Here is a 14,239-nt window from a genome sequence, read left to right as displayed (position 1 = left end):
GGGATGACCGAAGGGCATGAGGGGGCTGTCCAGAGCCTGATCGATGAGCTCGGGCGGTTGCCCGGGGTCGGGCCGAAGGGCGCGCAACGGATCGCGTTCCACGTCCTTGCGGCGGACCCGGCGGATGTACAGCGGCTGGCGAGCGCACTCGTCGAGGTGAAGGAGCGGGTGCGGTTCTGTGCCGTGTGCGGCAACGTCGCCGAGGAGGACCGGTGCCGGGTCTGTCGGGACCCGCGTCGGGACACGGCGGTGATCTGTGTGGTCGAGGAGTCCAAGGACGTCGTCGCGATCGAACGGACGCGGGAGTTCCGCGGTACCTATCACGTCCTGGGCGGGGCTATCAGTCCGATCGACGGCGTTGGGCCGGACGATCTTCGGGTCAAGGAGCTGATGTCACGGCTCGCCGACGGCTCCGTGACCGAGCTGATTCTGGCCACGGACCCGAACCTGGAGGGGGAGGCAACCGCGACCTACCTGGCGCGCCTGGTTCGTCCGATGGGACTGAAGGTGACCCGTCTGGCCAGCGGGTTGCCCGTGGGCGGTGACCTGGAGTATGCGGATGAGGTCACGCTCGGGCGTGCGTTCGAGGGGCGCCGGAGTCTCGAGTAGGTAGGCCCGGACGCGGGGAGTGCTGATGCCCACCAGCACGGATATCTCCACCGTGGGTATTATCGAGAGTTGACTGTCAAGATTTCCGATTCCCCAGGAGCGCCGACCGTGGCTTTGATCGTGCAGAAGTACGGTGGCTCCTCCGTCGCCGACGCGGAGGCCATCAAGCGGGTAGCCCAACGGATCGTGGCGCAGAAAAAAGCGGGCTACGACGTCGTTGTCGTGGTCTCCGCCATGGGCGACACCACGGACGAGCTCCTCGATCTCGCCGAGCAGGTCACTCCGCTTCCGCCCGGACGCGAGATGGACATGCTGCTGACGGCGGGGGAGCGTATGTCGATGGCCCTGGTCGCCATGGCGATCGGCAACCTGGGGTATGAGGCCCGTTCCTTCACCGGATCGCAGGCCGGGGTGATCACCACAGCCCTGCACGGCAACGCGAAGATTATCGATGTGACGCCGGGGCGCATCCAGGAAGCCCTGGATGACGGGGCGATCTGCATCGTCGCGGGCTTCCAGGGCGTGGCGGAGGACAGCAAGGACATCACCACCCTGGGGCGTGGGGGCTCCGACACGACCGCGGTCGCTCTCGCCGCCGCCCTGAACGCCGATGCGTGTGAGATCTACAGCGATGTGGACGGAATCTTCACCGCCGATCCCCGCATTGTTCCCAGCGCGCGGCGGATCCCGACGATCTCGTACGAGGAGATGCTCGAGCTGGCGGCGTGTGGCTCCAAGATTCTGCATCTGCGCTGTGTCGAGTACGCGCGGAGATACGGCATTCCGCTGCACGTACGGTCGTCGTTCAGTCAGAAGCCCGGTACCTGGGTCGTCTCGGAAGTTGAGGAAACCGAAGGCATGGAACAACCGATCATCTCCGGTGTCGCCCACGACCGCAGTGAGGCCAAGATCACGGTCGTGGGGGTTCCCGACCGGGTCGGCGAGGCCGCGGCACTGTTCACCAGTCTCGCCGAGGCTGAGATCAACATCGACATGATCGTGCAGAACGTCTCGGCCGTTGCGACGAACCGAACGGATATCTCGTTCACTCTCCCGGCGACTCATGGGCAAACCGCGCTCAACGCCCTGAAGAAGCTTCAGGACCAGGTTGGGTTCGAGTCGATCCGGTACGACGACCAGGTGGGTAAGGTCTCTCTGGTGGGTGCGGGGATGCGTTCGTATCCCGGGGTCACCGCCCGCTTCTTCGACGCCATCGCGAATGCCGGGGTCAATATCGAGATGATCTCCACCTCGGAGATCCGGATTTCGGTGATTGTTGAGGAGGGGCAGGTCGACGCGGCGGTCGCCGCGGCACACACCGAGTTCCAGCTGGACTCCGACCAGGTGGAAGCAGTTGTCTACGGAGGTACCGGGCGATGAGTAACCGTCTCCCCACCCTGGCCATCGTCGGTGCCACGGGCGCCGTTGGCAGTGTCATGCTCGACATCCTGTCCACACGCGAGAACGTGTGGGGGGAGATCCGTCTGGTGGCCTCGCCCCGTTCGGCCGGCAAGCGGCTGACCGTGCGCGGTACGGAGGTCGAGGTCCAGGCGCTCGCGCCCGAGGTGTTCGACGGGGTCGACGTCGCAATGTTCGACGTACCGGACTCTGTGTCCGCCGAGTGGGCTCCCGTGGCTGTGGAGCGCGGGGCCGTCGCCGTGGACAATTCGGGGGCGTTCCGGATGGAACCGGATGTCCCGCTGGTCGTCCCCGAGGTGAACCGTGCGCAGGTTCGCAACCGTCCCCGTGGCATCATCAGCAACCCGAACTGCACCACGCTCTCCATGATCGTCGCGATGGGGGCCCTGCACGCGCGGTTCGGCCTGGAGCAGTTGGTCGTCTCCTCCTACCAGGCGGCCTCCGGTTCCGGGCAGGAGGGCATCGACACGCTGCGGGACCAGACCGAGAAGGTGGCCGCCGACCGCACCCTGGGCGAACGTGCGGGAGACGTGCGGGCGGCCGCCGGCGATCTGGGACCCTTCCCTGCGCCCCTGGCCCTGAATGTGGTCCCGTGGGCCGGCTCCCTCAAGGACGATGGCTGGTCCTCGGAGGAACTGAAGGTGCGGAACGAGTCGCGGAAGATCCTGGGCCTGCCGGGGCTGTCCGTGTCGGCGACCTGCGTCCGTGTCCCCGTGGTGACGACCCATGCCCTGGCTGTCCATGCCACGTTCTCTCAGGAGGTGACCGCGGATGCGGCACGTCAGCTGCTGGGGGCCGCGCCGGGTGTGACGGTGCAGGATGACCCGGCCGCAGGGGAGTTCCCCACCCCCGCGGACGTGGTAGGAACCGACCCGACCTGGGTTGGACGTATTCGACAGGCCCTGGACGATCCCCGATCGCTGGACCTTTTCCTGTGTGGCGACAACCTACGCAAGGGGGCTGCGTTGAACACCGCACAGATCGCCGAGGTGGTGGCTGAGGAGCACACCACCGGGTAGTTGCCCTCCGTAGTGGAATCACAACGGGCTGGCCGAGGCCGGTGTGCGCGGTTCGGCGTCTGGATCCCGGATCTGTGCCGGTCTGCGCTGGTCGTGTGGTTCCACGGACGTGCCGACATCGCATCGTGCCGGGGCTACGTGGGGCAGCGGCACGATGCGATGCCCGTCCGCTGCGGGGCTCACTCGTGTGTGGGACGCTGGGCGGGGATCTGGCCGGTCAGGCTGAGTCGGTAGGCGAGCGTGCACCGGTCGGTGGCCGCCACGAGGTCGGAGGTTTCGACCGCACGTTGGCCGCTGTAGTGGGTGCGTTCGACCGCGATGACGAGTTGTCCGGGGGCGATGCGCAGCACTGTCGCCTCGGGTTCCCGGGCGGGACGTACGGAGACGTTCTCCCGAACCTGGTCGATGATCACACCGACCCGGGCCAGCCGGTCGATGGGATTGCGTTGTGGCTGGGCCTGGCTGGGGGCATGGTGACTGCCGTGGGTGAAGACGGCGGGTTCCCACGAGGTGTGGGCGAGGATCGGTGTCCCCTCTGACCTGCCGATGCAGCGCGTCTGGTACACGAGGTCGCCTTCGCGTAGGCGTAGTCGGCGTGCCTCCAGGGTCGAAGCCCGGAGTGTGGCCACCCCGACACACTCTTCGGGGAGGGGGGAGACGGGCCCGGTGTCCCGGTCGGTGCGCGCCACGGTGTGCACACTGGGCCGGGAACGCACGAAGTAGCCGGATCCGCTACGGCTCTCCACGAGCCCCTCGGCGGCGAGGAGGCGTAGCGCATTGCGGGAGACCTGTTCGCTGACCCGGTGGCGAACGGCCAGTTGGGCACGTGAGGGCAGGCGTGTTCCCGCGGGAAGTTCACCGTCGACGATTGGCCGGCGCAGTGCCTCGGCGAGTTCGACGTACCTGGGCTGTCCCGCCGTCACGATGGGCCGCAACCAGGTGGAGCCGCGGGGCCGAGGCCCGGAGTTGCGGGGGGGAAACCTGACCCACCGTGCGGTGGGTGTGTCGGGAGCGGACCGGTTCCTGCGGGGGCCGGGGACTCCTCCCGGGCGGAACGAACCGTCCGGGACACGCCGGCGAGCTGTCTCTGTTCGCCCATGGTGTCCAGTAAAGCAGTGTCTGCGCAGGCGGGGCGGTCGAACTCGTCAGTAGGTGGGGTCGCTCTTCGGTGTCGGGGTGCCTGCGTGGCCGTGCCGGGGCGATCCATGCGTGTCTGGGATTCGGTGCGGTACGGAACACCAGCAAGTTGTTACTCTTTGTATCGTAATAGTGTCTATATGTGGTTGGAGGTGGGGTACGGATGGACGAGGCTCGTGATCTGATGGCCGGACTGGCTGTGGTGATCGGGATTCTGGGCATTCTGCTCGCCCTGGCGGTGGTCGTACTGATCATCGCCGCGTTGATCTCGATCCTGATGTATCGGGGGCTCACCGGGGGCGGGAAGCTGCTGTGGATCCTGGTGGTTCTCTACTTCCCGGTTCTCGGAAGTGTCGCCTGGTTCGTTGTCGGTAAGAAGGGCTACCTCAACCAGGCGCTGGGCATCGAACCGGGTCCAGCGCAGCGGGAACCACTCCAGCAGGGTCATGGAACCTCCTAGGTGCCACAACCAGCGGGGGCGCAGAACTCCGCCAACGGCGACCGGTGGGGTGGGGCGCCGCTACGCCCCACCCCACCCGCGATGTCGACATGTACAGAGATCGGTTAGACGACGATACGCATCGGGTGTTCCAATACCTCGGCCAGCTCCCGGAGGTATTCGGCCCCCGTGGCGCCGTCCACAGCCCGGTGGTCGACCGACAGCTCCAGGGACAGGGTGTTTCGCACAGCGAGCTCGTTGTTGTGTACCACAGCCTCGGGACGCATCGCCCCCACCGCGAGGATCGCGGCCTCCGGCGGGTTGATCACCGCGGAGAAACTGTCCACGCCGAACATGCCCAGGTTGCTGACACTGAACGTCCCCGCGCTCATGTCCTGCGGCGTCAGCTTGTTGTTCCGGGCCTTCTCGGCCAACTCCCGGACCTGCACCGCGATGTCGGAGACACTGGTTCGATCGGCGTCCCGGATCACCGGAACCACCAGACCCCCCTCGATGGCCACGGCCACCCCGATATTCACGCGATTGTGCCGCAGGAGCCGCCCGTCCACCCACGAGGAGTTCACCGCGGGATGGCGCCGGAGGACGCTCGCCACGGCTTTGATGATCAGGTCGTTGAAGCTGACCTTGACCCCGGTGTCGGCCAGCTGGTTGTTGATCTGGGTGCGGAACTCGCGCAGTGGCTCGGCGTCGATCGTGCGCCGCAGGTAGAAGTGCGGAACCTCCTGTTTGGCCTCGGCCATCCGACGCGCGATCACCTTGCGGACGTTACTGAGGGATACCTCTTCCGAGTCCCGCCCGTCGTCGGACTCCGCGGCGGCTGGTGCTGCCGGAGCGGCCGGCTGCGTGGTGGCGGGACTCTCGCCGCCGGCAGCTGAGGATGTCCCGCGGGCGTTGGCTGCGGCCTCGATGTCGGCCCGCACCACCCGGCCCTTGGGGCCGGAACCCTGGATCGTGTTGATGTCCAGCCCGTACTCGCGGGCCAGACGGCGGGCCAGCGGCGACGTGCGCCCCCGCTCCTGGCCGTCGGTCCCGGAGGTTGCCGCACTCCCGGTGGTGGAGTCGGCCTGCGGGGCGGCTTCCGCCACCGTCTCCGTCTGCTGGGCCCCGGTCTCGGTCTTCTCCTCCGGTTGTGCGGACTGTTCGGCTGGAGCTGGCGGAGTGGCGTCCGGAGTGTCGCCGAGGATACCGATCACGGCCCCGATGGGGACCGTGTCTCCCGCGGACACCGTCTGTTGGATGAGATAGCCCTCGTCGAAGGCCTCGTACTCCATGACGGCTTTGTCGGTCTCGATTTCGACGAGGACGTCTCCGGGGGAGACCTTGTCCCCAAGCTGTTTCTGCCAGCTGCTGATCACGCCTTCCTCCATGGTGTCGGAGAGGCGTGGCATGTAGATCTCGGACATCTGAGCTTCCCCCGTTATCCGACCCGCCGGCCGACGGCGTTCAGGGTTTCCTTGGCGGCAGTGGTGATCGACTCGAGTGACGGCAGCGCCGCGGTCTCCAGCGGTTTGGCGTAGGGCAGCGGCACCTCGGCCATGGCGACCCGGCGTACCGGAGCGTCCAGGTAGTCGAAGGCTCCCTCCTGGATGGTGGCGGCGATCTCGGCCCCGATCCCGTAGGTGAGCCAGTCATCCTCACACACCACCGCGCAGTTGGTGCGGCGCACCGACTCCACAATGGTTTGTCGGTCCAGGGGGCGTAGGCTGCGTAGATCCACCACCTCGGCGTTGATGCCCTCCTCGGCGAGCTGTTCGGCCGCCTGCCCGGCCATCATGGCCATCCGGGAATAGCCGATCAGCGTAATGTCGGTTCCGGGGCGGGTCACTGCGGCGCGCCCAATCTCGGCGACACTGGTGTCGTCGTCGGGCACCTCACCCTTGCTGTTGTAGAGGCCGAGGTTCTCCAGCAGCAGCACCGGGTCGTCGTCCCGGACGGCGGCGCGCAGCATGGACGCGGCGTCCGCCGGGGTGCTGGGTGCCAGCACCTTGAGTCCGGGAACGAAGGAGTAGTACAGCTCGATGTTCTGGGAGTGGGTGGCGCCCAACTGCTGGCCACCGCCACCCGGGGTGCGGATCACCATGGGGACACTCGTCTGTCCGCCGAACATCCCATAGACCTTGGCCGCGTGGTTGACGATCTGGTCGATGGCGATCAGGGAGAAGTTGATCGTCATGATCTCGACCACGGGCCGAAGCCCCAGCATGGCCGAGCCGACGGCCGCCCCGACGAACCCCTCCTCGGCGATGGGGGTGTCGCGGACCCGGCGTTCCCCGAATTCCGCGAGTAGGCCCTCGGTGATCTTGTAGGAGCCTTCGAAGACCCCGATCTCCTCGCCCATCGCGTAGACGTTCTCGTCCCGGTGCATCTCGGCCCGCAGGGTTTCCCGCAGGGCCTGGCGGTATGTGATCACGGACATACCCGAATTCCTCTCCTCTCCGCGCTTCCTCGGTCGCTCGTCACGACTCGGCGAAGACCGGGTCGGTGGGCATGCGTCGTGACTCGTTGGCCACAGGTGTGGCGTAGGTGTAGTCGAACAGGGTGGACACCTCGGGGTGCGGACTGTTCTCGGCGAAATCCGCGGCCTCGGTGACCTGGGCCTTAACCTCGCTGTCGATCTCGGTTCGGCGTTCCTCGGTCAGAACTCCGGCCTTCTCCAGCTCCGCGGAGAAGATGGCCAGCGGATCGTTGGCGGTGTCGCGTGCTTCCTCGACCTGTTCCTTGGTCCGGTACTTGGCCGGGTCGACGACGGAGTGTCCCTTCATCCGGTAGCTGGTCGCCTCCAGCAGGAAGGGCCGTTGTTCGGTGCGGGCGCGTTCGACGAGGGATGCGGTGGCATCCCGTACCGCGAGAACGTCCCGGCCGTCCACGCGTTCGCCCTCGATCCGGAAGGCCGATCCGCGCTTGTAGAGATCGGGTTCGGCCGAGGACATCTCCACGGTGGTGCCCATGCCCGTGAAGTTGTTCACCACCGCGAACACGATCGGGAGGTTCCACAGGCTGGCGATGTTCAGGGACTCGTGCCATGCGCCGATGTTGGTGGTGCCGTCGCCCATCTGGCACATGACCACCTCGTCCCCGCCGCGGTAGGACACGGCAAGGGCGGCCCCGGTCGCCAGGGGGAGTTGGCCGCCGACAATGCCGTAGCCACCGAGCATCCGAACCTCGGTGTCGTACATGTGCATTGAGCCGCCCCACCCCTTGGCCACGCCGTCGGAGCGTCCGTAGAGCTCGGCCATGACCCGGTGTGGGCTCATGCCCTTGGCGATGGCATAACCGTGGTCCCGGTAGTTGGTGAAGAGATAGTCGTCCGGGCGCAGGGGGTCGATGAGGCCGACGACCGTGGCCTCCTCGCCCAGGTTGAGGTGACAGTAGCCGCCGATGCGGGCCTGCGTGTAGGCCTGGGCGGTACGCTCCTCGAATCTGCGGACCAGCAGCATCCGGCGGTAGTAGTCCAGCAGCGCCTCGGGCGGCTCGTTGGCGATGCCGGAGTTGGTCTGGGAGCCGCGGCCCTTGCTCTGCCTGCTCTGCCTGCCCTGCTTGTCCTGGCCTTTGGTGGCTCGGCTGCCTTTGGACTTGCTGGGACTGGACTCTGCGTCAGCCATGCTGGTGCCTTTCTCGTACATGCACCGCGGGTCCGCTGTGGCCGGTGGGCCAGCGGCCGGTGCGAGAAGTCCTGTCTGTCCGGGACTCCCCAGGGGTGGCGCCCGGTATGGCTCAGATGTGGGCGCCACCCGAGTGGCTGGTTCTCAGTGTGACCTTAATCGCGGCCACTCTAAGATTCGATCGATGATCGATCAAGATCTGATTGGTCTCGTTCCGGATATCTCCGTCACCGCGTGGGGCTACACCTTGTCCCGCGCGGCGGCGACGTAGTTGTGTACGTGATCGCTGAGCATACGTCCGACCGTCGGGTCGCGATGCCGAAAGGCCTCGGTGATCGCTGTGTGGTCGGCTGCCTTCGCGTGCAGTTCCATGTCCAGCCAGCGCACGGACAGGGCGGTCCAGATCTCCACTCCCAGGGACTCCCAGGTGTGCAGCAGTACCCCGTTTCGCGCGGCGCGAACGATTTCGCGATGGAAGTCCACGCTGTGCTTGATCTGGGCTTCGACGTCCCCGTCCGTGCTCGCCCGCTGTAGGGCGGCGACCTCTCGCTCCAGGGGGCTGGGGTCCTCCGCCAGACGCGGCGCGGCGAGCTCCGCGGCGACCAGCTCCAGCCCGGCCCGAACCGGGTAGATCTCGGCCATCTCCGCGATACCGAACGCCCGAACTCGCGCCCCCTTGTTCGGTACCGACTCGATGAGGCGCAGTGCTTCCAGCTCGCGGAGTGCTTCCCGTACCGGAGCCTGGCTTACACCGAGCTCGACGGCGACCCGACGTTCGACGATGCGCTCACCTGGCTTCCACCGGCCAGCGAGAAGCCCGTCGACGAGGAAGCGTCGAATCTGCTCGCGCAGTGGGTTGCGGGCCAGGGAGGCCGGGTCGTCAGCTCCGTTCGGGAGGTCGCCCATCCATACCTTCCAATGCCAGTGTGGGGCTGCCTGCGGCGAGTGGGCCTGGGGATGTGCCCGGGCCGGCAGCTGCCGGTGTCGGTGGATCGTGATCGCCCCTGTTGTATCAAGGCGATACCAGGCTGTGACCTCCCGGTTTGGGGTGGGGCGGGTGTGCGCGCATCCGACAGGGTAAGCTCGACTGCCGGAAATGTTCCGAACAACCCAGCCGGCCGTGTCGGGGTACCCCTCGATACCCGAGCCGCGCTTCGATCCCGGAGGCGTGACTCAGGAGCACAACGTGCTTTGGCCAGTCTATGAGGGTTGGGCAGTTGCCCGCGGGGCGCAGCGACAGGGGTGCGTGCCCGAGCGATTGCGATGTCCACAGGGTCGACCACAGTGGGCGGGTGTGACCCCGCGCCGCGCGATCGTGCCCGAGGCCTGCCCACAGTTGTGAGACAGCACTGAGCACATGATCCATGAATACCGGCACACCCGGACGACACGACAATCGGTTCCCGGAACGACAGCCCGGGCCACCCGCCCCACGATGCGTGACTATCTCGTTCACGTTCTGTGTCGACTGCTCAGTGATCGGGTGACCCTCGGCCTCGCGATCGCGCTGGCCGCGATGGTCGTGCTGGCGCTCGGCCCGCTCCGTCCGATCGACACGCTGCTGAACACGCTGCCCCGGCTGGAGTCCGAGACCCTCCGCACCCTACTCATCTACTGGCCGGACACGATTGCCTCACGGGCGGTGGCACTGCCGGTCCTGGGCGTGGTCGCCCTGCGGTTGACCCTCTGGGTCCGCAGCTGGCGTCCGATCCTGTTGGCCGGTGGCTCGGTGTTCGCGATGATCTGCCTGGTCTCCGCTATGAAGCTGGTATTGGCCAGGTCACATCCCCGAACGCACGACCCCTCCTTCTTCGTGGACTTCGGGCAAAACTTCTCGTTCCCCTCGGGACACGGCGCCAACGCGGTACTGATCTACGGGATCGCGCTGTTCCTCATCGTGCGCTACCGGGCCGTTCGTCCGCAGGTTGCGGTCCGACTCGGGGTGGCGATCGCCGGAATCGCGTTCGTGCAGTCGGCGGTGTCGATCTATCTCCAGTTCCACTGGTTCAGCGACCTGGTGACCGGAATGCTGGCCGGCGCGCTGGTCCTGCGGATGGCCATGGTGCTGGACGGACTGATTCCAGAAGGCTTCACCCGGGGCTGGTGGCCGTTCACCGCTCCCGCGCGGCCGGAGCCGCCCCTGATGCCCGCCCACGTGCAGCGGGAGGCGGGAATGCGCCACCGTCCCGCCCCGGGTCGGGGCCAGAGACGCGCGGTCGCGCGGCCGATCCCGGTACGTCCGCCGGCTCGGCCGCACAGCCGTCCGAAGCGCCCCTCCGCTCCCGGCCCTTCGTAGCAACAGTCACGAGACCGGCACTCGCCGTCCCGGCTTTCGCACTGCGACGGTGGGTACAGCTGTCCTAGGATCATGACAAAGCCTGCTGTGGCCCGTGAATCGGCCCGAGCCACGACGGGTGCGTTGCCAGTGAGCTGACCGAACGGAGTGTGCGGCGTGGAGAGGCGCAACGATCCGCTGCACGGCGCGGCCCACGTGCTCCCCCTCCCGGGATCGACCTACCCGACCCTGGCATGTCGGGGCGTCAACTACGACGTGGGAACCAGAATCGGGAGTCGACTCTCCCGGCGCGCCTGGGATCCGGCCGCGGTACGGCAGGACATGTGGGTGATTCGACGCAGGCTGCACTGTGACTCGATCATGATCTACGGCACCGACCTGGACCGTCTCTTCGAGGGAGCGACGATCGCCCTCCAGGCCGGATTGCACGTTTGGCTCCAGCCACGGTTCCACGATGCGGACCCCGCGCGGACGCTGGAGCACCTCGCGCAGACAGCGCGTGGGGCCGACGGCCTGCGCGAGGAGCACTCCGCGGTGTATCTCTGCCTCGGTAGTGCGCTGAGTGTGCACGCCAGCGGCATCGTGTCCGGGGACGACATGGCGCAGCGCCTGGCACGTGTGCAGGATCCCGGTAGTGATACGGAACGCTCCGCGGCCAATGAGCGGCTGAACCGGCTCCTGGCCAAGGCCCTGTCCGTCGCCCGGTCGGACTTCTACGGCAAGGTGACCTACGCCGCCGGTCTCTGGGAGGACGTGGACTGGCGTGGTTTCGACATCATCGGACTGAACTACTACCGTCCCGGAGCTCAGCCCGCCGGCATGGGCCGTGACCTGGAATCCTGGCAGCGCCAGGATCTTCCGGTGGTCATCACCGAATTCGGTTGCCCCAGCTATGCGGGGGCGCAGGAGCATGCCGGGGAGATGGAGGAGTCGGCGGTGGACCGGAGCCGCCCGACCCCGCAACTGCGCGGGGAGTACACCCGCGACGAACAGGTGCAGGCAGAGTATGTCGCCCAGATGCTGGAACAGTTCCGGACCACACGTCTCGCCGGCGCCTTCGTCTTCGAGTTCGACGCGCCGAGTCACCCGTACTCTCCGGATCCACGCTTCGACCTGGACATGGTGAGTCACGCGTTGGTGCGCACGCCCGCTGCCCCCGCCAGGGGTGGGCCGCGCTGGGAACCGAAGGCAGCCTTCGAGGAGGTCGCCCGAATCTACGCGGACGCCTGAGTCCGCGGAGGCGCGGCTGTCGCTCGCCCTGTCGGGCTGGGCGCTATCGGGCTGGGTGGGCCGGGCTCAGGCGGTGCGCCAGCCCCGTGTTGCGTCGACCCGCGGCCGCGTTGCGCACGGCGCGGTTCAGGGCCTTGCGGGAACCCACCAGGACCACGAGCTGCTTGGCGCGCGTCACCGCCGTGTACAGCAGATTGCGCTGCAACATCATCCAGGCACTCGTGGTCACGGGGATGACCACCGCCGGATACTCGCTGCCCTGGGAGCGGTGCACGGTGACGGCATAGGCGTGTGTCAGCTCATCCAGTTCCGTGAAGTCGTAGGAAACGTCCTCGTCCTCGTCGGTGCGTACCGTAACCTCCTGATTGACCTCGTCGATGGCGGTGACGACACCCAGGGTGCCGTTGAAAACCCCGTTGCGGCCCTTGTCGTAGTTGTTTCGGATCTGGATGACCTTGTCGCCGACCCGGTAGGTGCGTCCTCCGTACCGCCGTTCCGGAATTCCCGCGCCCGCGGGAGTCAGCGCTTGTTGAAGCAGCACGTTCAGGTTTCCGGCCCCAGGCGGTCCACGATGCATAGGGGTGAGTACCTGCACGTCCCGCCGCGGGTCCAGGCCGAATTTGCGGGGGATGCGCCGGGCGACAACGTCCACGGTGAGCTCGGCGGTGGCCTCCGGGTCATCGCTCGCGAACAGGAAGAAGTCGGAGAGTCCCTCGGTGCGGGGCATACTGCCGGCGTTGATCCGGTGGGCGTTGGTGACCACCCCCGACTCCTGGGCCTGTCGAAAAACCTGGGTGAGGCGGACGTTCGGAATCGGCGTGTCCGGCGATAGCAGGTCGCGCAGCACCTGTCCGGCGCCGACGGACGGCAGTTGGTCGACGTCCCCGACCAACAGGAGGTGCGCACCGGGAGGCACGGCGCGGGCGAGCTTATTGGCTAGGAGCAGGTCCAGCATGGATGCCTCGTCCACGACCAGGAGGTCACAGTCCAGTGGCCGGTCCCGGTCGTAGGAGGCGTCCCCGCCGGGCCGCAGTTCCAACAGCCGGTGCACGGTTGAGGCTTCGTGCCCGGTCAGCTCGGTGAGTCGCTTGGCCGCTCGGCCCGTGGGTGCGGCGAGGAGGATCCGGGCCTGTTTGGCCGCGGCCAGGGTGATGACCGAGGACACCGTGAAGGACTTGCCGCAGCCGGGACCGCCGGTGAGGACGGCGACTTTCTCGGTCAGGGCGAGACGTACGGCACGTTGTTGTTCCGGAGCCAGGGTGGTGCCGGTGCGTTGTCCCAGCCAGTCCAGAGCGCGGTCCCAGTTCACCTCGGTGAAGGCGGCCAGTCGATCGTTGGGAGTCTCCAACAGTGCGTGGAGCTGGTTGGCGAGGCCGAGCTCGGCACGGTGGAACGGCAGCAGGTACACCGCCGTGTGGGCTGTGTCGTCGCCAGCCGGGAGTTCCTCGCGCAGGACGCCCTCCTCGGCGACCAGTTCACTCAGACAGTCGATGACGAGGCCAGTGTCAACGCCGAGGATGCGCACGGCCGCGGAGATCAGATCCTCTTCGGGGAGGTAGCAGTGCCCGTCGGAGGTGGACTCGGACAGCGTGAACTGGATCCCGGCCTTGACCCGATCCGGGCTGTCGTGCGGGATGCCGGTCGCCTGGGCGATCGTGTCCGCGGTCTTGAAGCCGATTCCCCACACGTCGTTGGCGAGCCGGTACGGCTCGGTGCGTACCACTGAGATCGACGTGTCCCCGAACTTCTTGTAGATCCGAACCGCCAGGGAGGTGGAGATATTAAGTCCCTGGAGAAATACCATCACCTCTTTGATGGCCTTCTGTTCCTCCCAGGCATCGGCGATCATGCGGCTGCGTTTCGGGCCGAGGTTCGGCACCTCGGTCAGCCGCTGGGGGGTCTCTTCGATGACTTCGAGCGCATCGGCTCCGAAGTGGTCGACGATGCGCTCTGCCATCCGGGGGCCGATGCCCTTGATCAGGCCGGAGCCCAGGTAGCGACGTACGCCCTGCACGGTCGCGGGCAGGACCGTGGTGTAGTTCTCCACGTGGAACTGGCGGCCGTACTGCGGGTGGGATCCCCAGCGTCCGTGTAGGCGCAGCGACTCGCCGGGGTGGGCGCCCAGCAGCGAACCGACGACGGTCACCAGGTCGTCGCTGCGTCCGGTGTCGACACGGGCAACCGTGTATCCCGTGTCCTCGTTGGCGTAGGTGATACGTTCCAGGACGCCGTCGAGAACCGAGAGTCGGGGCGCACCCGATTCGCCCGCACCGCTCATGCGCGCTGGCCTCCCATGCTTGGCCCGTGGTTTCTGGGGCGGAGTATAGGTCGCTGCCGGGCCTTGGGTGGTGATTCGTGTACTCAGCTGGAGCAGGCGCGGGTCTGGGGGCCTCGGCGTGCACACACCGGGTCGTGGCTGGTCCGCGACGGGCGCGAGACATATGGGTGCGGTCGCCGCCCCCGCGAA

General features: G+C 67.1%; 12 protein-coding genes. 6 read left to right on the top strand and 6 right to left on the bottom strand.

Features of this window, described 5'->3' with window-relative positions:
* The first annotated feature begins 3 nt into the window (after nucleotides 1–3).
* The 3 genes from recR to RIF23_RS14075 all read left to right on the top strand — a co-directional run bounded on the left by recR (nucleotide 4) and on the right by RIF23_RS14075 (nucleotide 3,047).
* Entirely contained in the window at nucleotides 4–609 is a 606-nt protein-coding gene (gene recR / locus RIF23_RS14085) for a recombination mediator RecR (RefSeq protein WP_310912993.1), read from the top strand.
* A gap of 108 nt (nucleotides 610–717) precedes the next feature.
* Complete coding sequence (locus tag RIF23_RS14080) at nucleotides 718–1,989, top strand: aspartate kinase (protein WP_310912992.1); 1,272 nt, start codon at nucleotides 718–720, stop codon at nucleotides 1,987–1,989.
* A complete protein-coding gene (locus tag RIF23_RS14075) occupies nucleotides 1,986–3,047 on the top strand; it encodes an aspartate-semialdehyde dehydrogenase (protein ID WP_310912991.1) in 1,062 nt (353 codons plus the stop codon). Before RIF23_RS14080 ends, RIF23_RS14075 begins: the two co-directional genes overlap by 4 nt.
* A gap of 179 nt (nucleotides 3,048–3,226) precedes the next feature.
* Here the strand turns inward: RIF23_RS14075 and RIF23_RS14070 are convergent, their stop codons facing one another.
* Nucleotides 3,227–3,970 (bottom strand): GntR family transcriptional regulator, encoded by a 744-nt coding sequence (locus RIF23_RS14070; protein WP_310912990.1) that lies wholly within the window; start codon nucleotides 3,968–3,970, stop codon nucleotides 3,227–3,229.
* Nucleotides 3,971–4,347: 377 nt separating this feature from the next.
* Here RIF23_RS14070 and RIF23_RS14065 point away from each other — a divergent pair, with 377 nt between their 5' ends.
* On the top strand, nucleotides 4,348–4,644 hold the full coding sequence (locus RIF23_RS14065) for a PLDc N-terminal domain-containing protein (protein ID WP_310912989.1): 297 nt from the start codon (nucleotides 4,348–4,350) through the stop codon (nucleotides 4,642–4,644).
* A gap of 104 nt (nucleotides 4,645–4,748) precedes the next feature.
* On the opposite strand, the gene RIF23_RS14060 is transcribed toward RIF23_RS14065, so the two are convergent.
* The 4 genes from RIF23_RS14060 to RIF23_RS14045 form a co-directional block, all read right to left on the bottom strand.
* Nucleotides 4,749–6,047 (bottom strand): dihydrolipoamide acetyltransferase family protein, encoded by a 1,299-nt coding sequence (locus RIF23_RS14060; RefSeq protein ID WP_310912988.1) that lies wholly within the window; start codon nucleotides 6,045–6,047, stop codon nucleotides 4,749–4,751.
* A gap of 14 nt (nucleotides 6,048–6,061) precedes the next feature.
* Entirely contained in the window at nucleotides 6,062–7,060 is a 999-nt protein-coding gene (locus RIF23_RS14055) for an alpha-ketoacid dehydrogenase subunit beta (protein WP_310912987.1), read from the bottom strand.
* 40 nt (nucleotides 7,061–7,100) lie between these two features.
* Entirely contained in the window at nucleotides 7,101–8,246 is a 1,146-nt protein-coding gene (pdhA, locus tag RIF23_RS14050; RefSeq protein ID WP_310912986.1) for a pyruvate dehydrogenase (acetyl-transferring) E1 component subunit alpha, read from the bottom strand.
* A 240-nt stretch (nucleotides 8,247–8,486) separates the two neighbouring features.
* A complete protein-coding gene (locus RIF23_RS14045; RefSeq protein ID WP_310912985.1) occupies nucleotides 8,487–9,152 on the bottom strand; it encodes a GntR family transcriptional regulator in 666 nt (221 codons plus the stop codon).
* A 451-nt stretch (nucleotides 9,153–9,603) separates the two neighbouring features.
* On the opposite strand from RIF23_RS14045, the gene RIF23_RS14040 reads away from it, so the two are divergent.
* Complete coding sequence (locus tag RIF23_RS14040) at nucleotides 9,604–10,542, top strand: phosphatase PAP2 family protein (RefSeq protein WP_310912984.1); 939 nt, start codon at nucleotides 9,604–9,606, stop codon at nucleotides 10,540–10,542.
* 156 nt (nucleotides 10,543–10,698) lie between these two features.
* Nucleotides 10,699–11,772 (top strand): hypothetical protein, encoded by a 1,074-nt coding sequence (locus tag RIF23_RS14035; RefSeq protein WP_310912983.1) that lies wholly within the window; start codon nucleotides 10,699–10,701, stop codon nucleotides 11,770–11,772.
* 43 nt (nucleotides 11,773–11,815) lie between these two features.
* Here the strand turns inward: RIF23_RS14035 and recD2 are convergent, their stop codons facing one another.
* Complete coding sequence (recD2, locus tag RIF23_RS14030) at nucleotides 11,816–14,050, bottom strand: SF1B family DNA helicase RecD2 (RefSeq protein WP_310912982.1); 2,235 nt, start codon at nucleotides 14,048–14,050, stop codon at nucleotides 11,816–11,818.
* Nucleotides 14,051–14,239 lie beyond the last annotated feature (189 nt).

Origin of the sequence: Lipingzhangella rawalii, assembly GCF_031628175.1 — a bacterium.
Classification (GTDB): domain Bacteria; phylum Actinomycetota; class Actinomycetes; order Streptosporangiales; family Streptosporangiaceae; genus Lipingzhangella_A; species Lipingzhangella_A rawalii.
The sequence above is the reverse complement of the archived record's forward strand: the minus strand, read 5'-3'. Positions and strand labels throughout refer to the sequence as shown.